This window comes from Luteolibacter yonseiensis (assembly GCF_016595465.1).
GTDB classification, from domain to species: Bacteria; Verrucomicrobiota; Verrucomicrobiia; order Verrucomicrobiales; family Akkermansiaceae; genus Luteolibacter; species Luteolibacter yonseiensis.
In genome coordinates this window covers 762,071-782,947 of record NZ_JAENIK010000012.1, presented here as the reverse complement: position 1 = coordinate 782,947, position 20,877 = coordinate 762,071, and the positions used below count along the sequence as shown (strand labels likewise).

At 59.7% G+C, this 20,877-nt stretch carries 21 protein-coding genes and 1 pseudogene; 8 read left to right on the top strand and 14 right to left on the bottom strand.

What is annotated here, in order from left to right:
* Positions 1 to 338 precede the first annotated feature (338 nt).
* Positions 339 to 1,091, top strand: a complete 753-nt coding sequence (locus JIN84_RS19010; protein WP_234043569.1) for a succinate dehydrogenase/fumarate reductase iron-sulfur subunit — start codon at positions 339 to 341, stop codon at positions 1,089 to 1,091.
* A 50-nt stretch (positions 1,092 to 1,141) separates the two neighbouring features.
* Positions 1,142 to 1,729, top strand: coding sequence for a peptide-methionine (R)-S-oxide reductase MsrB (gene msrB, locus JIN84_RS19005; protein WP_234043568.1), 588 nt, complete (start codon positions 1,142 to 1,144; stop codon positions 1,727 to 1,729).
* Between the two features lie 129 nt (positions 1,730 to 1,858).
* Here the strand turns inward: msrB and JIN84_RS19000 are convergent, their stop codons facing one another.
* The 4 genes from JIN84_RS19000 to JIN84_RS18985 all read right to left on the bottom strand — a co-directional run bounded on the left by JIN84_RS19000 (position 1,859) and on the right by JIN84_RS18985 (position 5,595).
* The gene (locus tag JIN84_RS19000) at positions 1,859 to 2,740 is read right to left on the bottom strand and encodes an SCO family protein (RefSeq protein ID WP_200352650.1); all 882 of its coding nucleotides are present in this window, start codon (positions 2,738 to 2,740) and stop codon (positions 1,859 to 1,861) included.
* A 62-nt stretch (positions 2,741 to 2,802) separates the two neighbouring features.
* Positions 2,803 to 3,447 (bottom strand): PEP-CTERM sorting domain-containing protein, encoded by a 645-nt coding sequence (locus tag JIN84_RS18995; protein ID WP_200352649.1) that lies wholly within the window; start codon positions 3,445 to 3,447, stop codon positions 2,803 to 2,805.
* Positions 3,448 to 3,482: 35 nt separating this feature from the next.
* Positions 3,483 to 4,859: a YncE family protein gene (locus JIN84_RS18990; RefSeq protein WP_200352648.1), complete on the bottom strand. Its 1,377-nt coding sequence runs from the start codon at positions 4,857 to 4,859 to the stop codon at positions 3,483 to 3,485.
* Between the two features lie 247 nt (positions 4,860 to 5,106).
* Complete coding sequence (locus JIN84_RS18985) at positions 5,107 to 5,595, bottom strand: hypothetical protein (RefSeq protein ID WP_200352647.1); 489 nt, start codon at positions 5,593 to 5,595, stop codon at positions 5,107 to 5,109.
* 142 nt (positions 5,596 to 5,737) lie between these two features.
* Here JIN84_RS18985 and JIN84_RS18980 point away from each other — a divergent pair, with 142 nt between their 5' ends.
* Both JIN84_RS18980 and JIN84_RS18975 read left to right on the top strand, forming a co-directional pair.
* Positions 5,738 to 6,874 carry a hypothetical protein gene (locus JIN84_RS18980; protein ID WP_200352646.1) on the top strand — a complete coding sequence of 379 codons (1,137 nt, stop codon included), beginning with the start codon at positions 5,738 to 5,740 and terminating at the stop codon, positions 6,872 to 6,874.
* Between the two features lie 21 nt (positions 6,875 to 6,895).
* Positions 6,896 to 7,546: a hypothetical protein gene (locus tag JIN84_RS18975; protein WP_200352645.1), complete on the top strand. Its 651-nt coding sequence runs from the start codon at positions 6,896 to 6,898 to the stop codon at positions 7,544 to 7,546.
* 23 nt (positions 7,547 to 7,569) lie between these two features.
* On the opposite strand, the gene JIN84_RS18970 is transcribed toward JIN84_RS18975, so the two are convergent.
* The 6 genes from JIN84_RS18970 to JIN84_RS18945 form a co-directional block, all read right to left on the bottom strand.
* Positions 7,570 to 8,610 carry an alpha/beta hydrolase fold domain-containing protein gene (locus JIN84_RS18970; protein ID WP_200352644.1) on the bottom strand — a complete coding sequence of 347 codons (1,041 nt, stop codon included), beginning with the start codon at positions 8,608 to 8,610 and terminating at the stop codon, positions 7,570 to 7,572.
* Positions 8,611 to 8,635: 25 nt separating this feature from the next.
* The gene (locus JIN84_RS18965; protein ID WP_200352643.1) at positions 8,636 to 10,042 is read right to left on the bottom strand and encodes a DUF4340 domain-containing protein; all 1,407 of its coding nucleotides are present in this window, start codon (positions 10,040 to 10,042) and stop codon (positions 8,636 to 8,638) included.
* 49 nt (positions 10,043 to 10,091) lie between these two features.
* Complete coding sequence (locus tag JIN84_RS18960) at positions 10,092 to 11,984, bottom strand: Gldg family protein (RefSeq protein WP_200352642.1); 1,893 nt, start codon at positions 11,982 to 11,984, stop codon at positions 10,092 to 10,094.
* A 33-nt stretch (positions 11,985 to 12,017) separates the two neighbouring features.
* Positions 12,018 to 12,749, bottom strand: coding sequence for an ABC transporter permease (locus JIN84_RS18955; protein WP_200352641.1), 732 nt, complete (start codon positions 12,747 to 12,749; stop codon positions 12,018 to 12,020).
* Between the two features lie 25 nt (positions 12,750 to 12,774).
* Entirely contained in the window at positions 12,775 to 13,506 is a 732-nt protein-coding gene (locus JIN84_RS18950; protein ID WP_200352640.1) for an ABC transporter ATP-binding protein, read from the bottom strand.
* 219 nt (positions 13,507 to 13,725) lie between these two features.
* A complete protein-coding gene (locus tag JIN84_RS18945; protein ID WP_200352639.1) occupies positions 13,726 to 14,265 on the bottom strand; it encodes a 5-formyltetrahydrofolate cyclo-ligase in 540 nt (179 codons plus the stop codon).
* 54 nt (positions 14,266 to 14,319) lie between these two features.
* On the opposite strand from JIN84_RS18945, the gene JIN84_RS18940 reads away from it, so the two are divergent.
* The 4 genes and pseudogenes from JIN84_RS18940 to JIN84_RS18925 all read left to right on the top strand — a co-directional run bounded on the left by JIN84_RS18940 (position 14,320) and on the right by JIN84_RS18925 (position 15,916).
* Positions 14,320 to 14,886 (top strand): hypothetical protein, encoded by a 567-nt coding sequence (locus JIN84_RS18940; protein WP_200352638.1) that lies wholly within the window; start codon positions 14,320 to 14,322, stop codon positions 14,884 to 14,886.
* Positions 14,887 to 14,963: 77 nt separating this feature from the next.
* A complete protein-coding gene (locus JIN84_RS18935) occupies positions 14,964 to 15,149 on the top strand; it encodes a hypothetical protein (RefSeq protein ID WP_200352637.1) in 186 nt (61 codons plus the stop codon).
* Between the two features lie 17 nt (positions 15,150 to 15,166).
* Positions 15,167 to 15,436 (top strand): annotated as a pseudogene (locus JIN84_RS18930) (type II toxin-antitoxin system RelE/ParE family toxin); the annotation flags it as partial.
* 18 nt (positions 15,437 to 15,454) lie between these two features.
* The gene (locus JIN84_RS18925) at positions 15,455 to 15,916 is read left to right on the top strand and encodes a CYTH domain-containing protein (protein ID WP_200352635.1); all 462 of its coding nucleotides are present in this window, start codon (positions 15,455 to 15,457) and stop codon (positions 15,914 to 15,916) included.
* A 26-nt stretch (positions 15,917 to 15,942) separates the two neighbouring features.
* On the opposite strand, the gene JIN84_RS18920 is transcribed toward JIN84_RS18925, so the two are convergent.
* The 4 genes from JIN84_RS18920 to JIN84_RS18905 form a co-directional block, all read right to left on the bottom strand.
* A complete protein-coding gene (locus JIN84_RS18920; protein ID WP_200352634.1) occupies positions 15,943 to 16,512 on the bottom strand; it encodes an ATP-dependent zinc protease family protein in 570 nt (189 codons plus the stop codon).
* Entirely contained in the window at positions 16,513 to 18,162 is a 1,650-nt protein-coding gene (recN, locus tag JIN84_RS18915) for a DNA repair protein RecN (protein WP_200352633.1), read from the bottom strand.
* A gap of 337 nt (positions 18,163 to 18,499) precedes the next feature.
* Positions 18,500 to 19,822, bottom strand: coding sequence for a glycoside hydrolase family 183 protein (locus JIN84_RS18910; RefSeq protein WP_200352632.1), 1,323 nt, complete (start codon positions 19,820 to 19,822; stop codon positions 18,500 to 18,502).
* 66 nt (positions 19,823 to 19,888) lie between these two features.
* Entirely contained in the window at positions 19,889 to 20,824 is a 936-nt protein-coding gene (locus tag JIN84_RS18905) for a DUF6807 domain-containing protein (RefSeq protein ID WP_200352631.1), read from the bottom strand.
* Positions 20,825 to 20,877 lie beyond the last annotated feature (53 nt).

Sequence of the window (20,877 nt, the reverse complement as noted above, 5' to 3'; positions counted from 1 at the left end):
GGTCCGGATATCCAAGAGCAACCTGCTCCGGGCAAAAAAGAAGCGGCCCGATCGATAATCCCCGGGAAAAACCCAAAACCCAAAGGGAAACTCAATCGGACCGCCTTGTGTCGCGACGCGGGAAAATAAGCACGATCTGGATTTGTGGTCAACTGATTTTTTAATTATATGACAAAAAAATTTCGAGCGACATTTTCATGTCCCACGTGAATGGAATTGGCCGCCTGCCTCGCGAAACTTGATTTTTCTCCTAGCCCGTCACGCAAAGCCATTTACTCTCGTCGCGAAGTGAACGCGGTGGCATCCGTCGGTTTCACTGCAAATCGTAGCAAATTCCCATGAATCTGACACTCAAAGTTTGGCGGCAGTCCGGGCCCAAGGCTCAGGGCAAGATCGAGACCTACGATGCGAAGGACATCCCGTCCGAAGCCTCGTTCCTTGAAATGCTCGACATCGTCAACGAGCGGATCATTGAAAAGGGCGACGAGCCGATCCACTTCGACCACGACTGCCGTGAGGGAATCTGTGGCATGTGTTCGTTGACCATCAATGGAATACCGCACGGCAAGGAGCGTGGCATCACCACCTGCCAGGTCCACATGCGCAAGTTTTCCGAAGGTGACACCATCTGGATCGAACCGTTCCGCGCCAATCCTTTTCCGGTCATCCGCGACCTCATCGTGGATCGCACCTCGTTCGACCGCATCGTCGCCTCGGGCGGCTACATCGACGTGCGGACAGGTTCCGCGGTGGATGCGAACGCCACTCCGATCCCGAAAAAGGATGCGGACACGGCGTTCGACGCAGCAGCCTGCATCGGTTGCGGCGCCTGTGTGGCCTCATGCAAGAACGGTTCCGCGATGCTTTTCGTGGCGGCGAAGGTCTCCCACCTCGGTCATCTGCCGCAAGGCCAGCCGGAGCGCAACAAACGGGTGCTCGCCATGGTGCGCCAGATGGATTCCGAAGGCTTCGGCAACTGTACCAACCAATACGAGTGCGAGGCCGCCTGCCCGAAGGAAATCAGCGTGGATCACATCGCACGCATGAACCGCGACTACACGAAGGCGGTGCTGGTGGAACAGTTTGCCTGATATTGTTGCGAAAGAACGGAACAGGTTTACGTTTCAGTGTTCCAACCGTCATGAACCCCATCCGTTCGCTCACCGCCCTCCTGTTTTCAATCACGCTCACCGCCTGTTCGGCGGAGGACAACAAGACCCCAGTCATGGAAACCAAAACCGAGATTCCGGCCGAGCCGGGTGGAAAGGTCGTCAAGACCGACGAGGAGTGGAAAAAAGAACTCACCCCCGAGCAATACCGCATCCTGCGCGAGGCCGGCACCGAGCGCGCCAACGGCGAGGTTTACAAGGAGTTCAAACATCAGGGGAAGGGGACCTACCACTGCGCCGGTTGCAACGCGCTGCTTTTCTCTTCCGATCAGAAATTCGATTCGGGCTGCGGGTGGCCTTCCTTTTACGATCCGGCCAAAGCCGAGAACGTCACGCTCAAAAGGGATACCACGCTGGGCATGACACGCATCGAAGTAATCTGCGCGAAATGCGAGGGACACCTCGGGCATGTCTTCGAGGGAGAAGGTTTCGACACTCCGACTGACAAGCGTTTCTGCATCAACGGCGGTGGATTGATCTACGTCCCGGCAAAGGAAGCAGCCAAGGAAGAGAAACCAGTGAAGGACGAAAAGTCTGCTGCGAAGCCTGAAGAAAAGTAAGGTCCGACGGCGGGCGATGAGTTGATCCGCTCATTGAGTGCGGTGGGAAACGTTGGCGTCACACCGCTTGGGATGTCTAATCGTCGTCGAGGGGCTCGTCCGGAGCTTCGACTTATCCAAAACGGTGCATCATGGTATCTTTTCCGAGCACGCACACGTTTCCTTCTTCGCCGCCTTGATCAATTCTTCTGAAAGCGCTTTTGAAGAAAGTTCGTCTTCCGCGAAAACCTTGGTCACACGCCCGGAGGGATCGGCAACGAGGGTGCGCAGATTGTGCTGGATGAGGCCACGGTCATCCCAGAAATTGAGCCCGCTTTGGACGGTGAGCCGGGTGATGTTCCGGAGTGTGCCTGTGGCGAATTTCCAGTGCGAGGGATCGGCCCCTTGAGTTTTGGCGAAGCTGGATAGAACCTCCGGAGTGTCGTGTCCGGGATCGATGGTGATGGAAAGGAGCCGCCAGTTCTTCGGCGCCGCAGGGTCGTTTTTGAGGAATGTCTGGGCTTCCCGGAAATGAGTGTTGATGCGCGGGCAGAAGGTGGGAAAGGGGCAGCGGGTGTAGATGAAGGTGACGGCGATGGCCTGGCCCTGATGGTCGGAAAGTTTGAATGGTTGGCCCTGTTCGTCGACGAGTTCAGCGTCTGGCAGGTTCTCACCAGCGGCGATGGGGATGAGAGGAGAGGGGGCCGCTGCGGGTTCGTCGGAAGTTCGAGCGGCGGATACCAGTTTGAGTTGATCGATCCAGCCGTCGTCTTCCGTGACATTCATGCGGAAAGCGATCTTGTCTCCCGCCTTGATACCGTTGAACTCGGCGATGTCGCGCACTTCGAGGGACATCGTCATGGCGTCCATGTAGCCGGGTATCTCCTCGTGATCGATGACGGCGGTGCGGATCTCCGGCTTGAGTTTCTTCACCACGCCCAGCACTTGGAACGTGCGAGCGGTCTCATCTTTCGCGTCGCTGATCTGCGAGATGATGCCGACAGCAAGCACCCATGGCAGGAAAAATTTCATGATGGAAATGGTGGGGAGAAAAGCACCGCCAGACGGATTGCCTGGCGGTGCCCGTTTCAAATTCAGAATGCCCTGCGCCGGCGGGCCATCGTACCGAGCGCCGCGATGCCGCCCAGGATGAAGGCGGAGGGTTCGGGGATGGTGACGAGATTGTCGATGGTCGCCCAGCCCGCCACATTCGTCGGATCCGACGATGAGACGAGCACGGACGCGAGAGGCGAATCCGAGATGAATCCTCGGAACGAACCCGCCTGTGAACCACTGGTGACAGTGTAGGTGCTGTTGTCGCTGAATGTCAGGACGACCGAGCCGGGGAGGTAATTGTCCTCGATGTCCCCGAGGAACCAGTCGGCACCGATGGTGTAAAATCCGCCGACCTTGCTGATGCGGAGCTGGTCGCTGTAGGTGGTGGACGCTCCGAGGGCGGTGTTCAGATCGCCGGTATCAGACAGCCACAGATTGTTCCCTGCGAAAGTATTGGCGACGTCGCGCGTTTCGATGAGCAGGGTGGCGGCCGCGTTGTCGCCAAACAAGGTGAGGGAAGTGCTGGTGAGATCACCCGGAACGAGTGTTGAAAAGTCCGTGGAAACGGGCGCATGGGTGAGCGCGGCGAGGAAGCTGGGGCGATCCGTGTATTGGACGATCGCTCCATGCACCTGCGTGACGGAGACAAGGGCCAGGGCGGAGATGATTGGATGGAATTTCATGTGGGTGGGGTGTGGAGTTTTGATCAGGTATCCGCTTACGGGACTTCGAAGGTGCGGACATGGATGCCGTGCGGATCGGACACTTCCGCGCCTGCGGCATTCCGGAACGAGGTGCGGATCACGTGTTGGAGTTTCGCGTTCAGGCCGTTGTCGGTGACGTGGAAGATGCCGAGACCGGGAGTGGAGCCCTTCGCGTTGTTCACCGTCGCGTTGTTTCCGCTGAGAGGCACGGGACCCCGCAGGGAGGCATAGGCGCGGGTTCCATCAGGAGAGAAGCGCACGAGGTCGGGAGTCGGATCTCCGGTGGCGCGGCTCACTAGATTGATGCGGTTGACGATCTGGTCGGTGGTGGGATTCACCACGATGATCTTGTTGTCCGCCCGATCGACCGCCCAGAGATAGTCCGCGTTCGGCTTGCTGAACTGGATGCCGTGGGAATCCGTGACCGGGCTGGAGCGCGTTTCCGTGGCCGCACCCGGAGGAAGTGCTCCGAAATCGAAAACGACGGTGGGAGTGGGAGTGTCGGCCGGCTTCGGCGTTGCCGGAGCGGGTGAAAACGCGTCCCAATCGAGCGTGTAGAGCACCCCTTGGTGGCCAAGCGTGGAAGCGCCTCCACCGCCGGAGTTGAAGTAGAGTTTCGGGCCTTTCTGCACGGCGATGAGACCGGCAGGCTCGATGGTGTCCTTGGAGAATTCACCCACGATCTCGATGGGAGTGGAGCGGGGATTGACCACGAAGCCACCGCCGCCGCGGAGGGTGATGAAGGCGAGGTTGCCATCACGTTGGTCCGGATAGGTGATGACCGCGGCGTTGTCCGGACGTTCGGTGCCCTGGCGTGGTGCTCCTGTGGGAGTGACGCCGTTCGCGAGATCCAGCGTGGCGGTGCTGTCGAGGGCGAAGGTGTTGGTGCCGAAATTGGCATCGATGCGCTGCACCAGCTTGCCATTCTGGTTGGCTACGAGGATGTAGTCGTTCGTCGGTGATACATTCGCCGCGTGTGCCTGGACTCCCACATCCACGCTGTAAACCACGTTGCGGGTGGCGGCCTCGATGATGAGGACATGTCCGGTCGCGACGAAGGTGATGACCGCGTGGGTGCCGGTGGGATTGAAGCTGATGTAGTGCGGGCGCACCGGAGCCTCGCCGGTGGTGGTTTTCACATTGGTGGCGATGGTGCCGCCCAGATCGATTTTCTGCGGCACGGGATTCGGCACGCCTGTGCCGGCGAAATCGTCGCCATTGTAAAGGTAGAGATGACCGCCGCTGTCGAGGGTGCCGTTTCCGTCGGAGTCGTAGGTGTTGGTCTGGTCGAGCAACCAGATTTCATGTTTCTGCACCGCTTGGGCACCGGTGAGAAGAAGATAGCTGAGAGCTGCTGTGAGCAGGCGGGGATCGGGTGATTTGAATTTCATAAGGTATCAGGTTTCTTGATGGATATGGCCACGGTGGGGCCTGGATACGCCGCCTTGTCACGGGGTGGGCGCGAAGGAAGAAGGGAGCTGGGATCTGCCGCAGGTGGGCTGGATCTCTCCTTGGTTCGGGCAGCCTCCGCGAACGGGCGGTCGGCTGGGGAGGGGGATTCTCCGGACGAATGCCGGTGGAATAAAAATGTGGAGAACGAAGCGGGGGCGGATGGCTTGTCCATCCGCCGTGTACGGATCACTCGACGAAAATTCTGACGGAGCTCGATTCCGTCTGATACCGCGCCTGCCATTCTTCCAGCCGTTTCAACAGATCGAAGGCATTCTCGCCACCGTATTCGATTCTGCCGAACTCGGAGCCATCAGGACGGATCGCAAGCAGCGTCGGCCATTTGGTGATCTTGTGGCGGCTGGCGAATTCGGTGTTTTCCGCCAGCAGTTCCTTGGCCGGGAGATTGCGTTGCGGGAAATCCGCATTGGCCAAGGCGAAATGGCGGGTGGCGAAATCGGTGAACTCCACATTCATCAACACTTCCTGGTCGAGTTGTGCAGTGCTGCGGCTCCAATCGGATCCTGTGAAAACGACTATCGCCAGACGGTTGGTGAGTTTGGCGGAAAGCAGGGCATCCGCCGGATTGGGGGACCACGCGAGGCCGCAGGCGCAGGCTTGTCCGACAGAGGCGAGCAAGAGGACGGAGGCAACGATGGACCGGCTGCGAAAAGGCATGATTACTAAAGTTGGCAACTTAGTATGTTTTGTCTTGAGATTGGTCAAGAATTGTTTCAAACATTTTCCCATCAAACTGGTTTTCATCATCATCCAAGCCGCCGCACTGCTTCCTGCCACTGCTTTTCAAACAGGCGGTGCTATGGACGCCCCTGCCGCAACCACGCGTGCGGAGGCCCTTTGCGGACCGGAAATCGTTCTATTGGGCGACGCGTGGGAGCATGTGCAGCTTGAGAGGGATGCGTTGCTGGAAATTTCCAAGAGCGGTGATCTGGTCAAGGTGCCCCAGAAACTGGCGGCGCTGATCTCCCACCTCGCGTTCATGCAAAATCGGGCCGTGATGGTTTTCGGTGAGCGCAGGGAAACGCTTCTGGCCTTGATCAAGAAAACGAATGATTCAACTTCCCGGTGGAATGCGCTGGCGCTTGAAGATCGCCGCGACGCGCTGCTTGGCGAATGGCCGTCGTTGGTCGAAACCATCTCAGACATCGGCAGGCAGTTTCCGCCGGAAGCGCTGGTGTCATCGAGCGAGGCCAGCTTCGTCCTGCCTCCGGTGGTACCGACCCTGCAGGTGAAGTTTGTTCATCCTCCCAAGCTGGAGGTGGGAAAGCCCTCTGAGGTTCGTTTCCGGTTGATCGGACCGGGTAAAATTCCGGTCGTTCCAGACCAGTTGCATACCACCCATACCGAAAAGCTGCACGCGCTTCTGCTGGATCCCTCGTTCGCTGACTACCACCACGCGCACCCCCAACCGACGGAGGTGCCGGGCGAGTATGCCTTCACATTCATACCGAATGTCGCCGGGCCGTACCGGATGTGGCTGGACGTGATGCCGGTCGCTACTGGAAGAGGGGAATTTCCTATTGCGGATCTGGAAAAAATTCCGAGACCTATCGCAAAGGCACCCGCGCCCGGAGCCGCGGTCACGGTTGCAACGAGCGGCAAATACCGGGCGAGGCTCGAACTGCCCGGAGGAGAACTGAGCTTCGGGAACGTGGGCAGCATCCGGGTGGTACTGGAAGAAAACGGGAAACCGTTGTCCCGGCTCGAGCCGCTGATGGGGGCCTTCGCGCACGTCGTGGGCTTCGCCGATGATTTTCAATCCATCCTTCATATTCATCCGACCGGGACGATGCCGGTGGCGGGCCAATTGGGCGGGCCGCAGGTGGATTTCCAACTCCGCCCGCTCCAGCCGGGCTGGCTGAGGTTGTATTTCCAATATCAGGTGGACGGCGGGGTGCGTCTCGCCGCGTTTGTGGTGCCGGTCACGGTGAAATGAATCATGTCTTTTCCCAAGGTCATGTTTCCCCGTAACAGGCAGGGCTGGTGGCTGGTGATGCTCTTGTTGTCGATCGCCTTGAGCATGCTTTTCAAAATCGGTGACAGGACGGAAAAGGAACCGGCAGCTGATGAAAAACCAAACCGGAGCGATACGAGGGCGATGGTTTCAGATGCCCCACCACGCGGATACCGCTCCACCGGTGATTTCCTACGCGATGTGGAGACCCTTTTCGGCAGGCATGAGGCGGGGCGGGCTCATCTGCTCAGCCGGAAGGAAACGGTGGACTCGGAGCTCCATTTGTTGGGTGTCGAGCCGCCCGCACCTGATGAAGTCCGGAATATCCGGCAGCAGGTGGAGCGTTTGTTGAGCGAGGTCGCTCCCGGGAATCACACCTTGGCTGAGGCCCGGCTTGCGAAGTTGATCCAAGAGTATGATCCCTACGGATATGAGGGAAGGCGGGTGATCCAGATCGACGTGCCGGACGAACCGAACGGCCGTCTCACCGGCTTCACCTGCCAAGCGCCCGACTTCACGGAAATCACGGCGCGCTTCATCAATGGCGAGATGATGGATCTACAAAACCTGCGGGGGTACTCCGCGAGTTACGCGGGCATGCCCCTCACGCGGTTCGACGCGCTGATCGTCATGGATGATCAGGAGAATCGCTGACCGCGCGGGGCGGGACAGGCAATTCATTGCACGGTGATCGCCTCTTCGGAAAATTTTCCGGCCTGCATCCTGAGATGATTGTCGAGGAACTGGCGGATGCGTCCGTTCAGATCGTCGCTGAGGAAGCCATGACCGCCACCCACCATGGTGATGAGGTGGGATTCGACTCCGGCGGTCTTGAGCGCGGTGTTGATTTCCTCCGCCTGGCTGTAAGGAACCAGCGGATCCTTTGTCCCGTGGGCGGTGAAAAACGGCGCGTCGCTTTTATCGATCCAAGTGACAGGTGATGCCTGTTTTGCCTTGGTCTTCAGTTCGGGGCCCTCGCCACCCAGAAGTTGGATCACGGGATTGGGTTTCATGGAATCACCCGACATGGTCAGGAAATCCGTGGGACCGAAGAAGTTCACCACGCACTGCACCCCGCTGTTTTCCTTGGGAAACGGCCCGATGTCTCCTTCCAATTCCGCGACCCCGGCACTGGTGCCGAGCATCGACACAAGGTGGCCGCCGGCGGAGATTCCCATGACGCCGATTTTTGTCGGATCAATGCCATACTCCTCCGCCTTCCCCCGCAGGAAGCGGATGGCGGCCTTGCAGTCATGGATCTGGGCCGGCCAGGGAGCTTGCTGGCTGAGGCGGTAGTTGATCGTGGCGGTGACGTAGTCACCGGTGGACGAAAGAGCCCGGATGACCCCCAATCCATTCTCCTTCTCGCCGGAATGCCATGCCCCGCCGTGGATGAAGATCACGAGCGGCCGTTTGTTGGTGGCATGATCTTTCGGGACGAGCAGATCCAGGGTTTGGCGGGGATTACCGTTTCCGACGTAGTCCACATCCTTCAGATGGTCCGTGGCGAAGGCTGCCTTCGTGAAGCGGTTTTTCTCCTCAAGGCTGATGAATCCGTCGCCGTCCGCATCAAGGAGCTTGAAATGGCCGCGCAAGGCTTCCGGCACCTCCGCCAGGGAGACCCTGCCGTCCTTATCGGAGTCGAATGTGGTGAACGGATCGTCTTGGGCATGAGCCGTCAGGGAACTCGCGAGGATGAGGAAAAGCAGGTGTCGCATTTGGGTTTGTCGGGTGTGTCAGGACTTACTCTCCTTCTTCGCCACTACTTTCACCATCCGCGGCACCTTCCTCACCGGGATTGATTTCATTGCCATTCTCATCCTCATAAACGGTCGGAATGGAAATCGGCGGAGTGGTGGCGGAAACGGGAGGACGGGAGCCGACGCCCGGCGGACGTGCGATCAATCCGCCGGGAAGCTGCTGGACGGAGCCTTGGGAGTCATCGGGACTGAGGGCCGGATCCGGCTTGGTCGTAAGGGTTTTCCTGTCCTTCAACAACGGCTCCACCGTGGACTTCGCCACCTCGAAGGTGATGCCCGCGAAGGCTTTTTCCTTGGCGAGTTTCTCGGTGAGAACTTTCTGCCGTTCGGTAAAAGCGGTGTCCTTGGTCTTTGCGTCTTCAGGTTTCTCTCCTTCCTCCTTCTTCCGCTCCTTCGGAAGTTCGGCGTTCACGGCGACAGTCATCAGGTAGTTGTCGGTCGCGGGAGGCTCCGCACCGGGAACGGCTGGTTCGGATGGGGCCGCGGATGCCTTGGTGGGGGTCAGGGTGATGTTGTAAATGAAGCCTTCGAAAGTTTCGAGGGTGGCGGTGAGTTTTCCGGCGGCGGCGCGCTCCGCGACCTTCGCCGCGGGAACGACGTCATCGAAGCGGGCGTAGGACAGCACGCTCCTGAGGGCGGTGGCGGCTGTGGAGTCGAGCACTTCCGTCGCGGCGGCGGCGTCGAGCTTGAATTCGGCTTCTTCGTTGTCGCGGACGAGTTTCCAATCCGGATCGGTCTTGTCCGGAAGGCTCATGGTGATGGACTTGATTTTCTCAGGATTGATGAATCCGTCGGCGAGCCAGCGTTTCACCTCATCACTGACCGACGGGAACATCTCGCCCACCGCGTAGAAGCCGCTCTCGTCGGCATAATTGCGGACGTAACGGCCGACCGCGCCGGATCCCATCTCCATATCCATCATGTCGGATTCGGAGTCCGCGCCGATGTTCTTGCCAAGCGCGACCTTTGCGATCTCCTTGCCGGCGGCGTCCTTGAAACCGGCGGTCAGTCCCCGCTCGGCGGCGACGGTGGCGCTTTCATCCATTCCGAAACGGGGGGCCAGCGAGGGGCCTGCCTCCATCCCCTGGGTGACCTTCAGGTCGTTGAGCGTGCGGATGAAGTCGTTCACGTAAGTGGTGTTGGCGGGGAAATTGTCCCGCTGCGCCACCACCCATTTACCATCCTTCTTGGTGAGGGTGACGGTGCCGTCCGATCCCTGGATGTCGATGGTGGCGGTTTCGGCGGCGGGGAAGGATTCGAACAATGTCTGGCCGGCGGTGCGTTTCGTCGCGCTGCGGGTGGATTCGTTCTGGCTGAATTTCACTGCGGCCACCGCGACGCCGAGCGCGAGTGCGATGCCCCAGAGGATGATGACCTGGCGTTTGTTCATGTTGGAAGATGTTGAGGATTGAAATGGATTGTCGGAATGGCCCGGATGTTTATCTGGCCCGCGTTGAGGAGCGGCGTTTGATGAAGAGGGCCAGGCCGACGATGACGACGAGGGCCGGCATCGCGGCGACATTGAGCAGGGTGATGTTCCCGGCCAGCTTGTCCTTCTGGCGGCGGAGCTCTTTCTCCTGTTCACGGATGAGTTTGGAATACTCGACCTGTTCCTCGCGCAGTTTCTTGATTTCCGCTTCCTGTTCGGGCGAAAGGTAGAGTTCCGCTCCTTGTGATTTCTGCGACTGCAGGTCGTTGAGTTTTTCCTGAGCCGCGTTTTGCTTGGCCTGGAATTCCTCGATCTTGGCACCGACGGTCTTGTTGAAATCCGCCTCCATCTGCTGCACCACGGTGAACGGGCGGAGGATGGCCGAGCGCGAGCGGGAGCCGATGAGATGCTTGGAACCGGTCGCCTGGTCGAGCAGGTTGAAAAGAAGCGGGGCATTTCCGTTCATCTGGGACACCATTTGTGTGCCACCGAAGTTCTGCACGCTGTAAGCGAAACGGTCGTAGAAGGCATCCACGTCTGCGATGAGGAACACATTTCCGGGGGCGACGCTCTCCTTCAGATTCTGGGGTTTGGGGGCATCCTTGTTTTCCGTTCCTTCGGTGGTGGGCTTGGGCTTGCCTTCGGGGAAGGCGGTTTTGAACTTGCCGGACAGGTGGGTGACGAGATCATATGCCGTTCCGTTGGACTTCAGGGTACGGGCGAGAGAGGGATCGAGCTGTGCCGCCTTCGTGGGGTCGACGAATCCGGCCTGGGTGGTCGAATGGATGATGCTGTTCACCGTGAGTCCGGAGTTGCCGTTCGCGGTGAAAGCTCCCGGAAGGAACAGGGTGACGGAACCGAGATTCTTGGTGATGACATTGTCCTTCTGCGGCATGGAATCCTTGCCAAGGGTCAGGATCGCCAGACCGTTGCGATCACCGAATTTGGTGGCGAGCGTAGGATCCGCCAGCACTTGGGCCGACTCGAATTTCATGCCCCAGGTACCAAGCAGGGTCGGCAATGTGGAGCTCGTGGGGTTTGGCGGCATCTGGCCCATCATCGGGTTTCCCTGCGGGCTGGTCATCTGGGCCGCCACGGAGTAGGGGTCGAGGCAGGCGACGACCGTGCCGCCATTGAGCAGGTACTGGTCCACGGAGTATTCGACCTCCGGAGTGATGCCGGCTGGGTGGAAGAGCAGGAGGACCTTGATTTGTTTCGGATCGAGGGTGACGCCCTCCATGGAGATGTCGACCACGTCGAAGGATTGTTTCAACTGTTCATGGATGACCCAGCCGGGAGTCCTGGGTTGTCCCGGCATCATGGCCGGACCGCCGCGGAGATTGAGCGCGGACATGATGCCGATCTTCGGCTTTACCGCGGTGCTCACCTCGGCGATCGCCTTGGAGAGCTGGTACTCCAGCATCGTTTCCTCGCGCGGGTCGAGGAAGGGGAGCGGCTTGGTTTTACCGAGGCAGGAAATGGCGACGCCGAAGAACAGGTTCTGGTCGTTCATGCGCTGGCCGTTGATGCCGTCGAGATTCGCGGAGTCCTCGGCGTCGGTATCGGGCTGCGGGTCGAGGTTCTCGATGCGGATCTTCCCCTTGGAGATGTTGGCATATTCCTTGAGCAGGTCGTCCACACGGCGCATGTGGAGCTTCAGCTCCTCCGGCATGTAGTCGGTGCTACGGGATGCATAGTAGCGGATGACCACGGGGGTGTCCAGTTCGGTGAGGAGCGAGCGGGTGCCGTCCGACAGGGTGTGGATCTTGTTTTCCGTGAAGTCGGCCCCGCGGTTTCCGGCCGGGGTGAGGGATACGAGCCAGTTCGCCAGCAGGGCGATGGTGACGAGCGCGGCGACGCCGAGGGCCGAGCGGGTGACCGGGTGGTTGGTTTTTGCAGACATGGTATGCTGTTTGAGAGGAGGTGCTTTTGAATGTTACGCGCGCTTGGAAGAGAGGATCGCGCTGGTGCCGAGAAGGCAGACGAAGATGATCGAGCCGAACCAGACCAGGTCCTTCAACCGGAACAGGCCGCTGTTCGGGGACTGGAAGTGGTCCCACACGCCGAACGAGACGATGCCCTGGAGAACGCCGGGGGAAACGATCTTCGACAATTCCTGAGTGACCGGGTCATAACCGCAGAGCAGGAGCAGCACGCAGACCGAGACGGAAACGATGAGGCAGACCACCTGGTCGCGCGTGCAGGCGGATACCAGCATGGTGATTGCGAGGAAGGTGCAGCAGACGAGGAAGCTTCCGATGTAGCCGGAGAGGATGGCCCCGTTGTCCGGGCTTCCCAGGTAGTTGACCGTGATGACGATCGGGAAGGTGAGCGCCAGAGCGATGAACCATACCGTGGCGGCCGCGAGGAATTTCCCGACGATGGCGCTCCAGGTGGAGACCGGAAACGTGCCCAGCAGTTCGATGGTTCCGGTGCGCTGCTCGTCCGACCAGAGTTTCATGCCGACGGCCGGTGCCAGCAGCATGTAGACCCACGGGTGCCAGAAGAGGAAGGTCCACTCCAGGGAGGAGTCGCCGACACGCATGAACTGGCCGAAGGTGAAGGTGAGTCCGAGTGAGAACAACAGGAAGATGACGATGATGGCGTATGCCGTCGGTTGCGAGAAGTAGCTGGACAGCTCGCGTTTGTAGATGGTGCAGGAAGACATGGTGGAAATTGCGGGTTGGAGGTTTTCAGGCGGCGGCTTCGGTATCGCGCGAGGTGACCTTGCGGAAGAGGTCGGTGAGCGAGCCTGTTCCGGACTGCGCCACCAACTCGGCGGGTGTGCCATCCGCGACAATTTTTCCGCGGTCCACGATGACGGCGCGGCTGCATGAGGCTTCCACCTCCTCAAGGATGTGGGTTGAAAAAAGGATGGCCTTTGTCTTGCCGAGCCGCTTGATGAGCTGGCGGACTTCGAACTTCTGGTTCGGATCGAGACCGTCGGTGGGCTCGTCGAGGATGAGGACCTCGGGGTCGTGCAGAAGGGCCTGGGCGAGGCAGGTCCGGTGGCGGTAGCCCTTGGACAGGGTGTCGATCGACTGCTTCGCGACGGTGGTCAGGAAGCATGTCTCGATCGCACGCTCAATGGCGTCATTTTTCGCCACCCCCTTGAGCCCGCGGATGGCGGCGCAGAATTTCAGGAAGCCGAGCACCGTCATGTCGTTGTAAAGGGGGGCGGATTCCGGCAGGTAGCCGATCTTCGTCTTCGCCTCGTTCGGGCGGTCCACGATCGAGATGCCGCAGACCTTCGCATTCCCCGCGGTTGGCGGGATGAATCCGGTGATCATGCGCATGGTGGTGGACTTTCCGGCGCCGTTCGGCCCGAGAAATCCGAGCACCTCGCCTTTTTTCACGGTGAACGTGAGGTCGTTCACCGCACGTTTGCTTCCGAACTGTTTGGTCAGACTTTCAACTTCGATCATGGGATTTGGAAAAAATTGGAAATAGCAACTATCTCTGCGATACCGCTTTAAGCGCCGCCGGAGAGGATTCTTGTTTGAAAAAATCGTTTTGCGGGATTTTTCAAGTTAATACGGCCACTCGCCCGGGATCTGATCCCAACAGGTGACCTCCGGCGCTCCGATCAACCTCCTGCAGAACATTTCAGCCCCCTCGCGTTCCGGCTTTCAATGACGCGCGTCCTATGTCCGGTATTCGAACACCTTGTCCATGAAAACATCGTGTGGCTCGGAAAAAGTGTCATCCACCATTTGGAAATCGTGGCAGACTCCGATGTTGAGCGAGTCGGGCCGCGCATTGGCCAGCACGCGGTCGTAGAAACCCCGGCCACGTCCGAGGCGGCCGCCTCGTTTGTCAAAGGCAAGACCGGGGCAGAGGAAGGCGTCTATCTCAAGAACGGGGATCTCCCCGGCATTTTCCGCCGGCTCGAGGATACCGAAGCTGCCGGGGACCAGATCGCCTCCCATGTGGAAACTCAGGTGTTCGCCGGCGACCCGTGGATAGACCCAACGGACTTCCGGCAGCGCGGCGATGGTTGCCGACAGGTCGACCTCACCCGGGAGCGGCGAATATACCGCGATGGTTTGTAGTTCCGGGCGGACGGAAAGCCATTCCCGGAGTTCGGTGAACACCCCGGGCGCGCTTGGAGCTCTCGCGCGCAGCAATTGCCGCATCCGGCTGCGGAGCTCATGTTTTGTCGGTGCGGGGTCGGGGATTGTCATCAGGAAGCTGATTGCCACTTGCCAAAGAACGTTCTTTTCCCATCCTTAGCGCAGATGATGCGTTTTTGGCAAGCAACGGCGGCGATATGCGCCACGGTATCGGTTCTCGGGGCTCAGGAGATTGCGAAGACTTTCGTCTGGAACGCTCCGAAGGTGGAGAAAAGCATCTTTTCACAGGCTTTGGGCATGCTCGACTCCGAGCGCGAGGACTACGCCACGAACCTGTCCGCCGTGGCCTCGAACCATCTCATCGCCGCCAAGGCCTCCCCGGCATCGCTCACGGAAGCACGCCACATGATCGGCCTGGCACTCCAGTTGTCTCCGCGGAACAAGCGTGCCGTGGTGCTGAACTTCCAACTGGCCAAGGGTATCCTTCCGGAAGCCTCCGAGAGCAACTACAGCCCTCAGGCGTTCTCCCGGCTCATCCTGACCCGCGGACTGCTCCTCGCCAAACAAGGGGGATTGGAAGATCAGAAGCTCGCCCGTTACTTCATCCAGCTCGCAGCCGATCTCGATCCGAAAAACGAGGACGCCGTCTATTCCAGCGAGGTGCAGCGCCTCGACCACGGCACCGTCGACTGGACGGCGGTGACGGGAGCGGCGGCTGCGAAGGGGCAGTGATGGATATTCCGTGGATTGTTGACCGGGTTTGGAAATTGGAGGATTGATCAACAGCCGGTTTGAGGCATAAGTGATTCATGTCAACGAAGCAATTGGCGATGGAAACCATCAGGGATCTTCCTGACGATGCATCCTGGTCCGAGATCGAAGAGCGTATCCATTTTCTCGCAGCCATAGAAGCTGCGAGAGAAGATGTCCGGCGGGGAGATGTTGTGCCTCATGAGGAAATTCGCGGACTTATCGAGACATGGATTTCCAAGTAGTCTAGACCCAGCGTGCTCTTATGGATTTGAGGGCGTTGGTGCGCTACATCGCTCAGGATGATCATGTTTCGGCCAAGCGTTTCGGCGATCATCTCATCTCAAAAGTAGACAAGCTCGTCTTATTTCCCCGCATTGGTCGCACAGTTCCCGAATTTCATGATGACCTGCTTCGTGAAATCATCGTTTCGCCTTACCGCATCGTTTATGAGATTGATGATGGTCGGGCAACCATCGCTGTACTCCGAATCTGGCATGGCGCGCGAGGAGAATTGCAATTTTCCCGGTAGCGGTTTGAATCATCCGCCATGCCCTCGGAAATCGAACGCAAATTCCTCGTCACCGCAGACACCTGGCGTGACGGCTCGCCCGGCGTCAGGATTTCCCAAGGCTATCTTTCGCAGGATCCGGAGCGCACCGTCCGGGTCCGTATCGGCGGGAAAAACGCCTGGCTGACCATCAAGGGGCAGACGCAGGGGATCACCCGGGCGGAATACGAATATGCCATACCGGTGGCGGAGGCGCGGGAACTGCTGGAGATGTGCCTGCCCTCCGTGATCGACAAGACACGCCACAAGGTTCCCCATGCCGACCACATTTGGGAGATCGATGTCTTCCACGGCGCCAATGAAGGACTCATCGTCGCCGAGGTCGAGCTGGCGGATGCGTCCATCTCCCCGATCCTTCCACCGTGGGTGGGGGCCGAGGTTTCCGACGATTCCCGCTATTTCAATTCCTGCCTGGCGGCCGAACCGTTCACCACATGGTGATACGGGCTTCGTGATGAGGAGTTTTTCTACCTCGGTTCCAACCCCGGTCTTGCGGCGGATTCCGTGGTCGAAGAATTTTCCAATTCCCTTCTCGGACCCAACAGGTGCGCGCCTTGGGGATCGATCAGGAAATACCCGGACAACGCGCGCCTGCCCAACAGCATGGGACACCGCATTTCCGACCTGTTTGCCAGACTGACCATGATGGACCAGCTGAATCCGCCCGGCAGAACCGCCGTCGTCCGGATGAAAATCCGCTTTTTCGCCACCCCGGACGAACTTCTCACCGAGGCGGTCCGCACCACCGCCGCCTCGCAGGAAATCACCTCGCTGTAATGGTTCCTCGTCGTGAACCTCACGCTCTTCTCGTCAGGGGAGAGGATGACGTTTTCCGCATGAATGCTGGAGCTCCGCGCGCCGCTGTCTGTCTTCGCATTCAGCGGAAAGACCCCCAGTTCCGGCAGCGAGATCCACTCGCGCCGCCCGATCACCAGCCGTGGCATGCCCGCGCCTTTCCATGGCAGTCCGAGCGCCGCCGCCAGCTCCTTGGAGGGCGACTCGACCAGTTCGGGGATGCATTTGAAGGTTCGTGGCATCTAGGGATTCAGTAGTGATGCGGCCATCGCCCGTGCCTGTTCGCCTCCGCCGCCGAGCATCCGCACGAGTTCCTGAATGCGTGTCTCGCCTCCCACCGGGTAAAGCCGTGAACGGGTCCGGCCGCCGGAGACTTCCTTCTCCACCACGAAATGATGCGCGGACATCGCCGCCACCTGTGGGAAGTGGGTGATTGCCACCACCTGGTGACGAGTACCGAGGGCTGCCATTTTGCGACCCACCGCCTTCGCCACCTCGCCGCCGACGTTTGCGTCGATTTCGTCGAAAACCATCAACGGTGTCGCATCTTGATCCGCCAGCGCGGACTTCACCGCGAGCATCACCCGGCTGATCTCCCCGGACGAGGCGATCTGGCGGAGCGGCAGCAGCGGTTCTCCCGGATTCGGCCCGAACTGGAACTCGACGCCTTCCAGACCATGTGGTCCCGGCTCCGGCAGTGGTTTCAAAGGAACTTCAAACGAAGACTGCTTGAATCCGAGATCCTTCAACTGCGAGGAAATCTCCTTCGCCAGCTTCGGCGCGGCTTTTTTCCGCACCGTGCCGAGGGTTTTGCCCGCCGCATCAAGGGTTTCCCGGCAAACGGACAGCTCCCGCTCCAATGTCTCCAGTTTTTCACCGCGGTTCTCGATCGTATCCAACCGCGCCGCCGCCGTCTCACGGCGCGCCAGCACGTCCGCGAGCGACGGTCCATATTTCCGCTTCAGCGTTTCGATGACATTTACCCGTTCCTCGAGAGTCGCGGCTTCTTCGGGATCGATGTCCAGTTCGCCGGCGTAGTCCGCGAGATTGCTTTCAAGATCCTGCAATTCCAGGCAGGCGGTTTCCAGAGATGCGGTGCGTTCGCGGATGGATGGATCCAGTTTTTCCAGATCCCGCACCAACCGCTGGACTTCGGTGAGCCGCTCCAGAATCCCATCATCTCCATTCAGCGCGGCGGTCGCGGCGGCGGCGGTTTCCACCAGCCTGCTCGCGTTCGACGCCCTGCGCCAGCGGTCTTCCAGATCGTGTTCGTCCTCAGGTTTCAACTGTGCCCGGTCGATTTCCTCAAGTTGGTAGCGCAGCAGGTCGAGTTCCTGCTCGCTCGCGTTTTCCGCGTGGCGGATTTCCTCAAGCTCCGCGGCTTTCTCCCGCCACGCCCGGTAAGCCTCGCGGTAGCTGGAGACCGGAGCATCCGCTCCGGCATAGGCGTCCAACATGGAAAGCTGTCGCTCCACCGAGAGCAGCGACTGGTGGTCGTGCGGCCCATGGAGGTCCACCAGGTGTTCGCCGAGCCGTTTCAACAGGGCCAGCGTCACCGGTGAATCATTGACGAACTGGCGGTTCGCCGATTGTCCGATCACCCGGCGGATGATGAGTTGTTCGCCATCGCAAGCCTCCAGCCCGCCGTCCTCCAGCACGGCATTCACCTCCGACGCGTCTTTCAGCTCGAAAACCGCCTCCACCGAGCAGGTTTCCTCGCCCGTGCGGATCAGCGATTTCTCCGCCCGTTCGCCCAGCACCAGCTTCAGCGCCCCGACGATTACGGACTTTCCAGCCCCAGTTTCCCCGGTCACGCCGATGAGACCCGAACCGAGTTCCCAGACCAATTCATCGACCAATGCCAGATTGCGGATTTTTAAAAGAGTGAGCATGCGCGTGACGGAACACGGGCATCATGCGAACACTATCCGCAGGAATCAACAGTGGAGTGATGGCATTGTTGTGCCAAGTGGAGCGAAGAATCCGAGTGGGGATGTCCGGGTGTCCTGTGATCAGCAGATCCGCCCCGCCTCGCGACAACAACGGAATCCATGCGGAGAACATCTTGAGTCGGGGCTTGCGTCTCCTCCTTTCGATTTGTGGATGAAAACTTGGCGAAAGGGCGATCAATGTCTGTCTCTCTCCTGTTCAGGAGCAAATCAGTGGTCCGTGAGATGGATGTGGCTTCGCTGTTTTCGCGCGAGATGAATCCCGCGCTCCAGTTGGGGTTCACTTCACCTCATCGAGATCCAGCCGGTAGAGGATCTGGTTGTAGTTGTAGCGGGGGGTGGGGGGCGGCTTGTTGGCGAACTCGGCGGTATAGGTGCCTTCGAAGAGGATGAAGGGGGCGTCAGCCGGGGTGAGGTCGGTTTGGATGCGGGGGTTGTAGAAGGTGTAGTTGTCGTGGGTGAGCACCTTGGTCGCCTTTTCCCATGGGCCGAGGGGGGATTCGGATTCGGCATACCAGATTTCCCCGATGAAGGAGGGCTTGCCGTGGTTCTGGGTGAAGATGGTGACCCAGCGCTTCCGATAGGCGTTCCAGGCGATGGAGCCACGGTGGGGCTCGATTTCCGCGCCGTCAGAGGCGCGCGGGTTGTCGGGGGCGTCGAGTTTTTCCCACGTGCCTGGGTTTTTCCACGACTCGAAATCGTCCGGGCAGCGGGCGGTGGGGAAGGGGTCCCCGAAGAGAAGCCAGTTTTTCCCCGCCGGATCCTTCCAACGGACAGGGTGCCCCCGGAGGATGAGCGGCTTCGCACCATCGGCGGATTTCCAGAGGGTCTTGTGGGTGGTGAAGTTCCGCGTGGCGGGGTCCCAGATGCAGGTGCCCACCTCGTATTCGTCGAGATGGTTGCTGATCTTCGAATAGGTGGCGCCGAGCTGGTTGTCAGGGAAGGAAACCATCGCGCCCAGCCATGTCGGGCCGGAGCCGGGGATGGGGGCCACGCCGCGTGGCCTGCCCTTGTCATCGCGGAAATGGGTGTAGGGCATGGCGATGGGTGGCTCGAATTTTTTCAAGGGCTGCCGTGGCGTGGTGGCGGCGCTGGAGGTGTAGATGCCGAGCGGATAGCCGGGGATCATGGTGTCGCCCCACAGATGGAAGATCTTGTCGCCGATGGGGGCGGTGAGCACGGAGTCGCAGCCGAACACCCCCGTTTCCGGCAACAGCGGCGGGATGCCGAGTTTCTCCCCTTCGGCGAACAGGCCGGCTCCGGTGAGACGTCCGAGGCGTTTGGCGAGGTTCTGCCGCTCGACCTCGATGCGGAATTTTCCTCCGGACTTGAGAGTGGTGCGGACGCCCTGATAGCCGAAGCCATCCTTCGGCACGCCGTAGCCGTGGCCTCTCACGGCGAAATAGACTTCCTGGTTCAACAGCTCCGGCTCATCGATGGCGATGAGACCGAGATTGTCGCTGACGTGGATGGTATCATGCACGCTGCGCAGCTCGACCAAGGGGACCGGCCAGCCGTTTTGTTTGTCAACGATCTCGATGCGGCATGGCTCCGCGGCGAAGGCGGTGCAGGAGAGGATGATGAATAGTGCGGATCTGAGCATCTGGGTAAGGGATGCCCGTTACGAACCATGGTGGGGGAAATGTATCAATGGATGTGTGAAGAAGGATCAGTCCTTGGCATACTCCTTCCACCACTTTTCCGCATCCTTCGCGTCCGGCCTGCCATCCGCGATGACAAGGCGGTAGCGGGAGATGTGTTTTTCCCCCGGCTTGATCTCCATCCCGCCCATCTGCTGCGGAGCGTAGCAGAAGAAAGGCTGGTCAGGGTTCATCCGGACGGGTTGTGGGAAACGGAAATTCTCCGGATGGCAGAGGATGGTGACGCCGCAGGTCTTGTCATCGACCTTGCCGCCGATCCAGCACCATTTCTCGCGGGAGGAATTGAGCTTCTGGCGATCGCTGATTCCTGTGGAGGAGAGGACCTCACAGTTCTTTTTGTCGATCCATGCCTTGTTCCCCCGGAATCCGAATCCGCCGTAGTGGTATTCCGGAAGCTTGAGGGGGGACCCGGTGGCGCAGGTTTGGGTGGAGGTGAAGTCGATGACAGGGTTGCCGCCCGAGAGCGAAACTGTGATCCGCCAGGTGTCGGCCAGGGCGACCTTGGATGGTTTGGCGGTCATGTCCACGAACTGGTGGCGGGCGGTGAATCCAGCCTTGCCGTCCTTCTGCCAAACATCGTCCAGAGCGACAAACTCGACCTTTCCGGTCTCAGCACCCATGTTCCAGAAGTCCGGGTGACGGCCTTCGAATTCGGTTTTCGTCCATGGATTCCAGACGCCGTGGTGGTGGAAGTGGTCGGCGGGGAAATCGTCCGTGACGAGCTGTCCCGACGGGGTGTGGATGGACTGGATGTAACCGCCGCGTTCGAATTTTTTTGGAATTTCGGGACGCGGGAGTGGGCCGGGTTCGGCCTGATAGCGGAGGATTTCTTTTTCCCCGGTGCGAATGACCACCTGGCTGCCCTCGCGTTTCGCCGTGAGCGTGTCCGCCGCAGTGAGAGTGGAAGCACAGGCAAGGGACGTGAGGAGCGTGAGGGATTTCATCTGCCCGGATACGCACAGGTTTTTCGAAGGATTTCAAGCAAGGAAGGTTGGCG